Below are 13,003 nucleotides of genomic sequence, written 5' to 3'. Positions count from 1 at the left end.
TTGGATTTAAAGAATGTGATGCCTGACGCAAGGCCGTAACGGCGAATGGACAGCTCGAGAGGCTGGCTCTCGTTTACATCTGAATGTGTTCTGGCTTGTACCTGGCCAGGCCTCGGGGAGGGGCCAGGACAATTGAATGGTGCTCTTTTCAGAGGGGGCGAAGTATATCGGATTTCGCCTTGGATCGGGGCGCGTCTCTTGCGGGCGAGGGTAACTTTTTCGACCGGAAATGCGTGCGTCCGTTCACCGGGTTTGTGTGGCTTGCTATGGGAAGGGAGTGTAGCGGCAAAAAGCGGATGGCACTACATGTTGTGGCTTTTTATTTTTAAGGCACATTATGTGGTGTTGGCGTGATTTTTGTGAGAGCGGCCTTGTGTCGCGAACGGGCCGCAAAGCGGCCCCGCGAATCATGCGGCGAAGCTGCAATCTTTGGGGGCGCTTCGCACCCCAATCGCGCCACAAGGCCGCTCCCACAGTGACTGCGTTTTGTGAGAAGTCCTGTTCTTTTGCCGAGCCGCGTGAGCGCTGGGCAAAGGGCAAGGTTTCTCCGGGGTGCAGATACAAAAATGCCGCGCGGGGCACCCAAGGGCACCCCGTGCGGCATTCAGGCCTTACTGGCAGGCTTCGCAGTCGGGCTCGTCGATCGCGCAGGCCTTCGGCACTGGCGCTGGGCCTGCTGCCTGGACCGGGGCGCTGTCGCCACCGCTGGAAACGGCGTTGAGCTTGCCGGTGTTGATGGTCGACTTCTCGGTGCTGGTCGCGGCCAGGGCACGGAGGTAGTAGGTGGTTTTCAGGCCACGGTACCAGGCCATGCGGTAGGTCACGTCCAGTTTCTTGCCCGAGGCGCCGGCAATGTACAGGTTCAGCGATTGCGCTTGGTCGATCCACTTCTGACGACGCGAGGCAGCATCGACAATCCACTTGGTTTCGACTTCGAACGCCGTGGCGTACAGGTCTTTGAGCTCTTGCGGAATACGCTCGATCTGCTGCACCGAACCGTCGTAGTACTTCAGGTCGTTGATCATGACCGAGTCCCACAGGCCGCGGGCTTTCAGGTCGCGAACCAGGTACGGGTTGATCACGGTGAATTCGCCCGACAGGTTGGATTTCACGTACAGGTTCTGGTAGGTCGGCTCGATCGACTGCGACACGCCGGTGATGTTGGCGATGGTTGCAGTTGGCGCGATGGCCATGATGTTCGAGTTGCGAATACCTTTTTTAACGCGCTCGCGCACCGGGGCCCAGTCCAGCGACTCTTCCAGGTTGACGTCGATGTACTTGGCACCACGCGCCTCGATCAGGATCTGTTGCGAGTCCAGTGGCAGGATGCCCTTGGACCATAGCGAGCCCTGGAAGGTCTCGTAGGCGCCACGCTCGTCGGCCAGGTCGCACGAAGCCTGGATGGCGAAGTAGCTGACCGCCTCCATCGACTTATCGGCGAACTCGACGGCGGCGTCGGAGCCGTATGGGATGTGCTGCAGGTACAGCGCATCCTGGAAGCCCATGATGCCCAGGCCGACCGGGCGGTGCTTGAAGTTCGAGTTACGCGCTTGCGGCACCGAGTAGTAGTTGATGTCGATCACGTTGTCGAGCATGCGCACGGCGGTGTTCACGGTGCGTTGCAGCTTGGCGGTGTCCAGCTTGCCATCATTGATGTGGTTCGGCAGGTTGATCGAGCCCAGGTTGCAGACCGCGATCTCGTCCTTGTTGGTGTTCAGGGTGATCTCGGTGCACAGGTTCGAGCTGTGGACCACGCCCACGTGTTGCTGCGGCGAACGCAGGTTGCACGGGTCCTTGAAGGTCAGCCATGGGTGGCCGGTCTCGAACAGCATCGACAGCATCTTGCGCCACAGGTCTTTGGCCTGGATGGTCTTGAACACCTTGATCTTGTTGTACTCGGTCAGGGCTTCGTAGTACTCGTAGCGCTCTTCGAAGGCCTTGCCGGTCAGGTCGTGCAGGTCGGGCACTTCCGATGGCGAGAACAGGGTCCACTTGCCGTCATCGAAGACGCGCTTCATGAACAGGTCAGGGATCCAGTTGGCGGTGTTCATGTCGTGGGTACGACGGCGGTCATCACCGGTGTTCTTGCGCAGCTCGATGAATTCTTCGATGTCCAGGTGCCAGGTTTCCAGGTACGCACACACGGCGCCTTTGCGCTTGCCACCCTGGTTTACGGCAACGGCCGTGTCGTTGACCACTTTCAGGAACGGCACGACGCCCTGGGACTTGCCATTGGTGCCCTTGATGTACGAGCCCAGTGCACGGACCGGGGTCCAGTCGTTGCCCAGGCCACCGGCGAATTTCGACAGCATGGCGTTGTCGTGGATCGCGTGGTAGATGCCCGACAGGTCGTCCGGCACGGTGGTCAGGTAGCAGCTGGACAGCTGCGGGCGCAGGGTACCGGCGTTGAACAGGGTCGGGGTCGAGGCCATATAGTCGAACGACGACAACAGGTTATAGAACTCGATCGCACGGGCTTCCTTGTCTTTCTCTTCCAGCGCCAGGCCCATGGCCACACGCATGAAGAACACCTGTGGCAGCTCGAAGCGCACGCCATCCTTGTGGATGAAGTAGCGGTCGTACAGGGTCTGCAGGCCCAGGTAGGTGAACTGCTGGTCGCGCTCGTGGTTGATGGCCTTGCCCAGACGCTCCAGGTCGTAGCCTTTCAGGGCAGGGTCCAGCAGCTCGAATTCGACGCCTTTCTCGACATAGGCCGGCAGCGCCTTGGCGTACAGGTCGGCCATTTCGTGGTGGGTGGCGCTTTCGGCGACGTTCAGGAAGCCCAGGCCTTCGGCGCGCAGGGTGTCCATCAGCAGGCGTGCAGTGACGAACGAGTAGTTCGGCTCGCGCTCTACCAGGGTACGGGCAGTCATGACCAGGGCGGTGTTGACGTCCTTGATGGCTACGCCGTCGTAGAGGTTCTTCAGGGTTTCGCGCTGGATCAGGTCGCCATCGACTTCGGCCAGGCCTTCGCAGGCTTCGCTGATGATGGTGTTCAGGCGGGCCATGTCCAGTGGTGCCAGGCTGCCGTCGGCCAGGGTAATGCGGATGCTCGGGTGCGGCTCGACCACGGCGTCGTTGTTGGCGCGGGTCGCACGCTCCTTGGCACGCTGGTCGCGGTAGATCACGTAGTCGCGGGCGACTTTCTGCTCGCCGGCGCGCATCAGGGCCAGCTCGACCTGGTCCTGGATTTCTTCGATGTGGATGGTGCCACCCGATGGCATGCGACGCTTGAACGTGGCGGTAACCTGCTCGGTCAGGCGCGCGACGGTGTCGTGGATGCGCGACGAGGCGGCGGCGGTGCCGCCTTCAACTGCGAGGAACGCCTTGGTGATGGCAACGGTGATCTTGTCGTCGGTATACGGGACGACAGTGCCGTTACGCTTGATCACGCGCAGTTGGCCAGGGGCGGTAGCAGCCAGATCCTGCTGGGAATCGGCGGCCTGCGGCACCTTGGCCTGCGGGTTCTCGCGAGTTGTGTCGGTTTGCATGGGTGGGTGTCTCCACAGTTTCTATATTGTACAGGCGCCTTTTGAGCGCCCACCGTTCCGTCCACTTGCTCGATAACCTCACGGGGATGCGCACTGCATGCGCACCCGCCCGCGCGGGCGTACCGACTTCGGGACAGACTCAGGAATAAGGGGCAATGGCTTGCCGCTCCCTGGCCGAAGTCAAAGGTTTTGGGCTGGGCCCAAAAACTGTTGCTGATGGGTGCCAGGCTGGCCTGCAACACCCATGCCCGAACAAGGCCCTGGATGGGCTTGCCTCGGTCGCCTCCGCAGGAGCGGTTTGGCTGCTGAAATCACTTGAAGTTCCACCCCGAAGATCGTTTGATCTAGCGGGTTGACTTTTGTGTGTGATTTTGCACGAACCCCTATATCTAGTGGTTCGCTGCGATCGGGATACAAGATAATGCGGTATTGGGGTGTTTGCAAGGCGAGCGTCTGTGGATAACGTGTGGGTACTTTGTGGGTGAAAGGTGAGTATTCGCTGTAGGCCTTGTGCCAAGTGGTTTGCAGTATTTTTCGGCCGTTCGCCGCCCCGTCGCAGTTTTTGCGGGCGCGCACCCTACCACAAAAAACGCTTCAGTCCAGCGCCTCGGTACACGCCGGCAGGCGGTTGTTGCCGGCCGGTACAAGCACCGCGCGGGCCCCGCTCGATTTCATGGACAGCAAAGATCTACAGTCATACGCTCAAAGGCCAAGATTGCGATCCAGAGAATTAAAAGGCCAAAGCCATGGACCAGACCCAACCCCGCATTCTGATCGTCGAGGACGACCCGCGCTTGGCCGAGCTGACCGCCGAGTACCTGCAGGCCAACGGCTTCGAGGTCGCGGTTGAGGGCGATGGCGCGCGTGCCGTGCGTCGGATCGTCGACAGCCAACCTGATCTGGTCATCCTCGACCTGATGCTGCCGGGCGAGGACGGCTTGAGCATCTGCCGCCGGGCGCGCAACCAGTATCCTGGGCCGATCCTCATGCTCACCGCACGCAGCGACGAACTCGACCAGATCCACGGGCTGGACCTGGGCGCCGACGACTATGTCTGCAAACCGGTGCGCCCACGCCTGCTGTTGGCGCGCATCCAGGCCTTGCTGCGCCGTAGCGAAGCCCTGGACAGCAAGCGCCAGCACCTGGCGTTCGGTGCGCTGCACATCGACAACCGGCTGCGCGAGGCGCGCCTCGGTGAGCAACTGATCGAACTGACCGGTGCCGAATTCGACTTGCTATGGCTACTGGCCAGCAACGCCGGGCGGGTGCTTACCCGTGAACAGATCTTCACTGCGCTGCGTGGTGTTGGCTACGACGGCCAGGACCGTTCCATCGACATCCGCATTTCCAGGATCCGCCCCAAGATCGGCGATGACCCGCTGCAGCCGCGGCTGATCAAGACCCTGCGCAGCAAGGGCTACCTGTTCGTCGGCGAGGCGCCATGAACAATTCGATATTCCTGCGCATCTATGGCGGCATGCTGGCGGTGCTGGTGCTGGTGGCGCTGCTGGGCGTGCTCAGCCTGCACCTGGTCAACGAGGTGCGTGCCGCCCAGCACCGTGAGCGCCTGGCGCAAGGCACCTTCAGCCTGATGGCGGACAACCTGGCGGTACAGAACGCAACCGAACGCAAGCGCTCGCTATTGATCTGGGAGCGCCTGCTGGGCGTGCCACTGGCGCTGCAACCGATGAGCGCACGCCGGCTTGATGGCAGCCAGCGGGCGCGCCTGGCCCGTGGCCTGGTGGTGGTGGAAAAAACCGGCCCGCATGCGGCACAGGTGCTGCGCAAGGTTGGCCAGGAAGACCTGATGCTGGTGGCGCAGATCAACCAGATCAGCGAGCAGCTGGCACGCGCGACACTTTATCTGCTGGCCGATGAGCTGGTGCGCTACCCGGTCACCGAACAACAGCAGCGCCTGGCCCAGTTGACGCAGGAAAAAGGCTTCGGCTTTGGCGTTGCATTGCAACGGATCGAGCGCGTCAGCCTGGACGATGACCAGCGGCACAGGGTCGAGGAGGGCGACACGGTGATGGCGCTGGGCAAGGATGGCGATTCGATCCGGGTGTTCGCCGGGTTGACCGGCTCGCCTTGGGTGCTGGAGATCGGCCCGCTGTACCAGCTCAACCCGTATCCGCCGCAATTGCTGGTCCTGATCGCGTTTCTGGGCCTGTGCCTGATCGGTCTGGTGGTCTACTTGCTGGTCCGCCACCTGGAGCGCCGCGTGTCGGGCCTGGAAATCGCCGCCACACGCATCGCCCAGGGCAGTCTGGACACGCGCGTACCGGCTGGCGATACCGACTCGGTAGGGCGCCTGGCCGCCGCATTCAATGGCATGGCCGAGCACTTGCAGCGTTCGCTGACCATGCAGCGCGAGCTGGTGCGCGCAGTATCCCACGAGTTGCGCACGCCGGTGGCGCGCCTGCGCTTTGGCCTGGAGATGATCGAAAGTGCCAGCACCGAGCAGGCGCGCGCCAAGCACTTGGCTGGCATGGACGGCGACATCCAGGACCTCGACAGGCTGGTCGACGAAATGCTCACTTACGCGCGGCTGGAGCAAGGCGCGCCGGCCTTGCAGTTCCAGCGGATCGACCTCGATGCCTTGCTCGACCGGGTGATCGACGAGCTGGCGCCGCTGCGTGCCGATGTGCGCGTCGAGCGGGGTGAGTGCCAGGGGTCCGATGCCGACGGCGCCTGGGTCGAGGCGGAGCCGCGCTACCTGCACCGGGCGCTGCAGAATCTGGTTGGCAATGCCATGCGCCACGCCGAGTCGCAGGTACGCCTGAGCTACCAGCTGGGGCAGCAACGCTGCCGCATCGATGTGGAAGACGATGGCCCGGGGATCCCGGAGGGGGTATGGGACCGCATTTTCACGCCGTTCACCCGCCTGGACGACAGCCGCACCCGCGCCTCGGGCGGCCACGGCCTGGGCCTTTCGATCGTGCGGCGAATCATCTACTGGCATGCCGGGCGAGCCACGGTGGGGCGCAGTGCGGCGTTGGGGGGCGCCTGCTTCAGCCTGAACTGGCCGCGCCAGCAGGCACCGTTGTAGGCCTCAGACGCTTACCAGGCTAAGCAGATGGCCGTGTTGCAGGCTGAACTGGCCGTGCAGCTCTGCCCCGCGTTGCCACTGTGGCGACAGGTCGGTGAGCAGGCGCAGGCGCGCCAGCCCTTCGCCAGACCAGTCGAGCACTTCGGCGTGCTCGAAGTAGAAGCGCTGGCGTGTCAGAGGGTACAGGGTCTTGAACAGGCTTTCCTTCAGCGAGAAGGTCAGGGTGACCGTCAGCCCAAGTTGAGCGCGGTCCAGGCGCTCCAGCTCGGCCGGGGTGAGAATTTCGCCCATCAAGCGCTCGGCGCGTTCGTCATCGAGCAGGGCTTCCTGATCCAGGCCCAGGCCCTGGCAGCTGCCCTCGGCGGCGACCACCGCGGCGGCCCAGCCTTTGCCGTGGGTGATCGAACCACGGATGCCGCCGGGCCAGATGGGCGAGCGGTCTTCGTGGGTACCGGGTATGTAGTCGCGGCCGTCCAGGCGCTGTAGGGCGGCGCGGGCGCATACGCGACCGGCCAGGTACTCGGCCTGGCGCTTGGCCACTGAGCGCTGCAGGCTGCTGCTGGGTACGATGCCGGCGCGCTGGAAGTCGTCAGGTGCCAGGTGGGCGGGGTCGAAGGCACAGCTGACCAGCACCGCGCCGGGCAGTGGGCGGGGCAGGGGCCAGTGGTGCTGGAGCGGGGCGCAGCAGGCGGGGAGTGTGTTCATGGGGGCTATTGTGCCAGCCGCGGCGGCGGTGTGGGAGGTGCAATAGTTGGGGCTGCTTCGCAGCCCAATCGCCGGCAAGCCAGCTCCCACAGGTTCAAGACAGGCCTCAAGACCTGTGCGGTCCCTGTGGGAGCTGGCTTGCCTGCGATGGGCCGCAAGGCGGCCCCGGCGTTCTTTACTTGAACACCTTCTTGAAAAACGCCTGCATGTCCGCCCAGGAACTCTCATCCGCCGCCTTGTTGTAGCCAATGTCCGGCCCGCCATGCTCACCATGGCTCAAGCGATCCGCGTCCGGGTTGGTAAACCCGTGCTTTGCCCCTTCGATACTGACGAACTGATAGTTGACCTTGGCCGCATCCATCTCGGCCTTGAATGCCTCTACCTGTTGCGGGGTGACCATGCTGTCGGCCGCGCCATGCTCGACCAGGATATCCGCGCGCACCACACCCGGCTTGGCCGGGGTCTGGGTGGCCAGTGCGCCATGGAAGCTCACTACGCCGTCCAGCTTCTCGCCACGGCGCGCAGCATCCAGCACCACCTTGCCGCCGAAGCAGTAGCCGACCGCGCCCAGCTGGTGCTTGTTGGTGTTCGGTTGCAGTTTCAGCAACTCCAGGCCCGCATCGAAGCGCCTGGCCGCAGCGGCAGGGTCTTTCAGGGCGGCCGCCATGAACGCCTGGGCGTCCTGCGGGTGCTCGGTGTGCTTGCCATCGCCGTACATGTCGATGGCCAGGGCGTTGTAGCCCAGCGCTGCCAGGTCACGGGCGCGGCGCTTGGCATAATCGTTCAGCCCCCACCATTCATGCACCACGACAATGCCTGGGCGCTTGCCCTCGACGGCGTCGTCGTATGCGTAGTAGCCGACCAGGCGGTTGCCGTCGGCATCCTGGTAAGGAATTTCGCGGGTTTGTACCGCCGCTTGGGCAAGGGCGGCGCTGCACATCAGGGTCAGAGCCAGCAGGACACGCATGGGTACTACTCCTAGGTCGGCAATCAAGTCGTTCAGCCGAGGTTCAGTCAGGGTTCAGTCGCGGTTCAGGGTGTCCTGCTTACTCTAGCTTCCAGACCGAAACAGCGCACCCAACTGGAGTAACCTGCCATGAAAACCTTCAATACCCTGCTTGCCGCCATGGCCGTCTGCGCCGCTGGCATCACCACCGCCCAGGCTGCCGACGACAACTTCGCCAGCCTCACCTACGGCCAGACCAGCGACAAGGTTCGCAAGTCCGGCCTGTTGCAGCGCAACACCGACAACCTCAACACCGACGGCATCATCGGCAAGGATGACACCTGGGGTGTGCGTGTGGGCAAGATCAACGACCAAGGCCGTTACTACATGACCTATGACAACGTCTCGGGCGATCACAGCGGCCTGAAACTGCGTCAGGAAAACCTGTTGGGCAGCTATGACCTGTTCCTGCCGGTGGGCGATACCACCAAACTGTTTGGTGGTGGCAGCCTGGGCATGACCAAGCTCACCCAGGACTCGCCAGGTGCCCGCCGCGATACCGACTACGGTTATGCCTACGGGCTGCAGGCCGGTGTGATCCAGGACATCACCGACAAGGCTTCGGTCGAGCTGGGCTACCGTTACCTGCGCACCAATGCGGCAACCGAAGTGGGCGCGCATGGCGGGCCGAAGGATGGCACCCTGCGCCTGAGCAGCAGTGCGCAGACTTACCTGGCGGCTTCCTACAAGTTCTGACGGCCTGCCGGGTTATCCTGTACCGGCCCCTTCGTGGCTAAAGCCGCTGCCACAGCGATCGCACAGGCCAGCAAACCTGTGTGCTTCCTGTGGCAGCGGCTTTAGCCGCAAAGAGGCCGGTACAGGCAATAGATGAAAAGGAGCTGCATATGAAACTGCTGGTGGTCGAGGACGAAGCCCTGCTTCGCCATCACCTCTACACCCGCCTGGGCGAAAGCGGCCACGTGGTCGAGGCGGTCGCCGATGCCGAAGAGGCGCTGTACCAGGCCGGGCAGTATCACTTCGACCTGGCCATCATCGACCTGGGCCTGCCCGGTATCAGTGGCCTGGAGCTGATCACGCGCTTGCGCAGCCAGGACAAGACCTTCCCCATCCTCATCCTCACGGCCCGTGGCAACTGGCAGGACAAGGTCGAAGGCCTGGCCGCAGGCGCCGACGACTACCTGGTCAAACCCTTCCAGTTCGAAGAGCTCGAAGCCCGCCTGAATGCGCTGCTGCGTCGCTCCAGCGGCTTCACCCAGTCGACCATCGCTGCCGGCCCGCTGGTGCTCGACCTCAACCGCAAGCAGGCCAGCCTCGATGCGCAGCCGTTGGCGCTCACGGCTTATGAGTACCGCATCCTCGAATACCTCATGCGCCATCATCAGCAAGTGGTGGCCAAGGACCGCTTGATGGAGCAACTGTACCCAGGCGATGAGGAGCGTGACCCGAATGTCATCGAAGTACTGATCGGCCGCCTGCGCCGCAAGCTGGAAGGCGAGCAGGGGTTCAAACCCATCGATACCGTACGTGGCCTGGGCTACCTGTTCACCGAGCGCTGCCGATGATTCGTTCCCTGCGCGTGCGCCTAATGCTGGCCGCCGCCGTGCTGGCGCTGCTGTTCATGCTGGGGTTGCTGCCCGCGTTACAGAAGGCGTTCAGCCTGGCCCTGCAGGAGTCGATCGAGCAGCGCCTGGCCTCGGACGTGACCACGCTGATATCGGCCGCGCGCATCGAAGGCGGCCAGTTGCAGATGCCCGAACTGCTGCCGGACGAGCGTTACAACCTGCCGTACACCGGCCTGCTCGGGTATATCTTCGACCGCGGTGGCCACCTGGTCTGGCAGTCCCGCGCCACTGCCGACCGGCACATCAACTACCGGCCGCGCTATGACGGGCGCGGCAACGAATTTGCCCGCATCCACCAGGCCGATGGTGAAGAGTTCTTTGTCTACGACGTCGAGATCAAGCTGCTGGGTGGCCAGAGCGCAGCCTACAGCATTGTCGCCCTGCAGCCGGTGAGCGAGTACAAGGCCACCCTCAGCGGCCTGCGCGAAAAGCTCTACCTGGGCTTCGGCGCCGCCTTGCTGGCGCTGCTCGTGTTGCTGTGGGCAGGCTTGACCTGGGGTTTGCGCTCGCTGCGCCGGCTAAGCCACGAACTGGATGAAGTGGAAGCAGGGGCGCGCGATGGCCTGAGCGGCGAGCACCCCCGCGAGCTGCTGCGCCTGACCCGCTCGCTCAACCGTTTGCTGCGCAGTGAACGCGAGCAGCGTACGCGCTACCGGGATTCGCTGGACGACCTGGCACACAGCCTGAAAACTCCGCTGGCGGTGTTGCAGGGGGTGGGCGAAAGCCTGCAGCAGCGCAGTGGCGAACGCGAACAGGCGCGGGTGCTGCAAAGCCAGATCGAACGCATGAGCCAGCAGATCGACTACCAGTTGCAGCGCGCCAGCCTGCGCAAGAGCGGCCTGGTGCGCCACAGTGTGCCGCTACGGCCTGTGCTCGACAGCCTGTGCAGCACGTTGGCCAAGGTATACCGGGACAAACGCGTGGAGGTGCAACGGGTGTTACCCGGGGCGGCCCAGGTGCCGATGGAGCAGGGCGCCTTGCTGGAGATGCTCGGCAACCTGCTGGAAAACGCCTATCGGTTGAGCCTTGGCCAGGTGCGCGTAAGCCTTGAGCAAGTGCCAGGGCGCCTGACCTTGTGCATCGAAGACGACGGGCCGGGCGTGCCGGTCGACCAGCGCGAGCGCATCCTCGAGCGCGGTGAGCGGCTGGACAGCCAGCACCCGGGGCAGGGCATCGGCCTGGCGGTGGTCAAGGATATCGTCGACAGCTATGACGCCGTGCTCAGCCTGGGGGACTCCCCACTGGGTGGGGCTGCGTTCAGGATTACCTTCAACCTCGATTGATTCACGGCCCGGGTGGGCGGATTCCCGCCAACATGCCTGTACAAAACCCGCCACCGGGCGGAAATCCGCCAGCTTTCCTCACCTTTATCGCCCCGTCGTTGGGCACTAATCCTTGCTAAACAAGGCATTTGCACCCTTGCTGGGCACTTTGGCACCACCCTTGCTATTGATCTACGCAGAGGCCTGCCCAGGCAGCTCGAACACAACGACAAATCCCTCCAGGTGCAGGAGGGTTAGCGATTCAGGTGCCCCATCACCCTGGGAAGGGTGAGCCGGCACACTTGAGGAAAATTAGCCATGACGACACGTCAGCCGCTGTACAAATCCCTGTATGTCCAGGTGTTGGTCGCCATCACCATCGGCATCCTGCTCGGCCACTTCTACCCGGAAACGGGCGTCGCGCTCAAACCTTTCGGTGACGGTTTCGTCAAACTGATCAAGATGGTCATCGCCCCGATCATCTTCTGTACCGTGGTCAGCGGCATCGCCGGCATGCAGAGCATGAAGTCGGTCGGCAAGACTGGCGGCTACGCGCTGCTGTACTTTGAAATCGTCTCCACCATCGCCTTGATCATTGGCCTCATCGTCGTCAACGTGGTCAAGCCAGGCGCTGGCATGCACATCGACGTCAGCACCCTGAACGCCAGCAGTGTGGCTGCCTACGCCGCCGCCGGTGCGCAGCAGACCACGGTCGGCTTCCTGCTCAACGTCATCCCCAACACGGTGGTCGGTGCATTCGCCAACGGCGATATCCTGCAAGTGCTGATGTTCTCGGTCCTGTTCGGCTTCGCCCTGCACCGCCTGGGCAGCTACGGCAAGCCGCTGCTGGACATGATCGACCGCTTCGCCCATGTCATGTTCAACATCATCAACATGATCATGAAGCTGGCACCGCTTGGCGCCTTCGGTGCCATGGCCTTCACCATCGGCCAGTACGGCGTGGGTTCGCTGGTGCAGCTGGGCTACCTGATGGCCTGCTTCTACATCACCTGCCTGTTGTTCGTACTGGTGGTGCTGGGCGGTATCTGCCGCGCCCACGGCTTCAGCGTGCTGAAGCTGATCCGCTACATCCGTGAAGAGCTGATGATCGTACTGGGCACCTCCTCGTCGGAATCGGCCCTGCCGCGCATGCTGGCCAAGATGGAACGCCTGGGTGCCAAGAAGTCCGTGGTAGGCCTGGTGATCCCGACCGGTTACTCGTTCAACCTCGACGGCACCTCGATCTACCTGACCATGGCTGCGGTCTTCATCGCCCAGGCCACCGACACCACCATGGACATCACCCACCAGATCACCTTGCTGCTGGTGCTGCTGGTGGCTTCCAAGGGTGCTGCCGGCGTCACCGGGTCGGGCTTCATCGTGCTGGCTGCCACCCTGTCGGCGGTGGGCCACCTGCCGGTTGCCGGCCTGGCGCTGATCCTCGGTATCGACCGCTTCATGTCCGAAGCCCGCGCCCTCACCAACCTGGTCGGCAACGCCGTTGCCACCGTGGTCGTGGCCAAGTGGGTCAAGGAAATGGACAACGACAAGCTGGCCTCGGAGCTGGCGTCCGGCGGTGCACCGCTGGTTGATACCCGCCCAACCGACGACCTGGGTGTGGCTGAAGGCCCGGCTCGTTGATAGCGGCTTGAAATGCAAAAAGGCGACCCCGGGTCGCCTTTTTCATGCCTACGCGGTTCTTGTATGAGCAACGGTCTTTCTCAAAATTTGAAAAGCCTGCGCGATTCATTGTAGGAGCGGGTTCACCCGCGAAAGGGCCAGGCCTGCGGGCCAGTTTCTGTGAGGCATTGTGCATTGCCGGCACCACCGTATTCGCGGGTGAACCCGCTCCTACATCGATCAATGATGCCGGCCCGGCCCCGCAGGGCTACCGGCCACCCCCACCC

Annotated in this window: 9 protein-coding genes; 6 read left to right on the top strand and 3 right to left on the bottom strand. The window is 63.2% G+C overall.

Annotation, left to right across the window (positions count from 1 at the left end):
• Positions 1-611: 611 nt before the first annotated feature.
• On the bottom strand, positions 612-3,491 hold the full coding sequence (locus ACF8SD_RS17455; RefSeq protein WP_173890784.1) for a ribonucleoside-diphosphate reductase subunit alpha: 2,880 nt from the start codon (positions 3,489-3,491) through the stop codon (positions 612-614).
• Between the two features lie 746 nt (positions 3,492-4,237).
• Between ACF8SD_RS17455 and ACF8SD_RS17450 the strand changes: the two genes are divergently transcribed.
• Positions 4,238-4,936, top strand: coding sequence for a response regulator (locus ACF8SD_RS17450; RefSeq protein ID WP_173890783.1), 699 nt, complete (start codon positions 4,238-4,240; stop codon positions 4,934-4,936).
• Positions 4,933-6,540: an ATP-binding protein gene (locus ACF8SD_RS17445; protein ID WP_392484542.1), complete on the top strand. Its 1,608-nt coding sequence runs from the start codon at positions 4,933-4,935 to the stop codon at positions 6,538-6,540. Before ACF8SD_RS17450 ends, ACF8SD_RS17445 begins: the two co-directional genes overlap by 4 nt.
• Positions 6,541-6,543: 3 nt before the next feature.
• On the opposite strand, the gene ACF8SD_RS17440 is transcribed toward ACF8SD_RS17445, so the two are convergent.
• Positions 6,544-7,245, bottom strand: a complete 702-nt coding sequence (locus ACF8SD_RS17440; RefSeq protein ID WP_392484541.1) for a 4'-phosphopantetheinyl transferase — start codon at positions 7,243-7,245, stop codon at positions 6,544-6,546.
• A 175-nt stretch (positions 7,246-7,420) separates the two neighbouring features.
• Positions 7,421-8,212 carry a dienelactone hydrolase family protein gene (locus ACF8SD_RS17435; RefSeq protein WP_173890780.1) on the bottom strand — a complete coding sequence of 264 codons (792 nt, stop codon included), beginning with the start codon at positions 8,210-8,212 and terminating at the stop codon, positions 7,421-7,423.
• 129 nt (positions 8,213-8,341) lie between these two features.
• Here ACF8SD_RS17435 and ACF8SD_RS17430 point away from each other — a divergent pair, with 129 nt between their 5' ends.
• The 4 genes from ACF8SD_RS17430 (at position 8,342) to ACF8SD_RS17415 (ending at position 12,737) form a co-directional block, all read left to right on the top strand.
• On the top strand, positions 8,342-8,947 hold the full coding sequence (locus ACF8SD_RS17430; RefSeq protein ID WP_197886317.1) for an outer membrane protein: 606 nt from the start codon (positions 8,342-8,344) through the stop codon (positions 8,945-8,947).
• A gap of 149 nt (positions 8,948-9,096) precedes the next feature.
• Positions 9,097-9,774, top strand: a complete 678-nt coding sequence (locus ACF8SD_RS17425; protein ID WP_009682561.1) for a response regulator — start codon at positions 9,097-9,099, stop codon at positions 9,772-9,774.
• Positions 9,771-11,117, top strand: a complete 1,347-nt coding sequence (locus tag ACF8SD_RS17420; protein WP_173890778.1) for an ATP-binding protein — start codon at positions 9,771-9,773, stop codon at positions 11,115-11,117. Before ACF8SD_RS17425 ends, ACF8SD_RS17420 begins: the two co-directional genes overlap by 4 nt.
• A 297-nt stretch (positions 11,118-11,414) precedes the next feature.
• Positions 11,415-12,737 (top strand): dicarboxylate/amino acid:cation symporter, encoded by a 1,323-nt coding sequence (locus ACF8SD_RS17415; protein WP_054911991.1) that lies wholly within the window; start codon positions 11,415-11,417, stop codon positions 12,735-12,737.
• Positions 12,738-13,003 lie beyond the last annotated feature (266 nt).

It is taken from the genome of Pseudomonas sp. CJQ_9 (assembly GCF_043106615.1).
GTDB lineage: Bacteria > Pseudomonadota > Gammaproteobacteria > Pseudomonadales > Pseudomonadaceae > Aquipseudomonas > Aquipseudomonas juntendi.
This window is presented reverse-complemented; position numbering and strand designations above follow the sequence as displayed.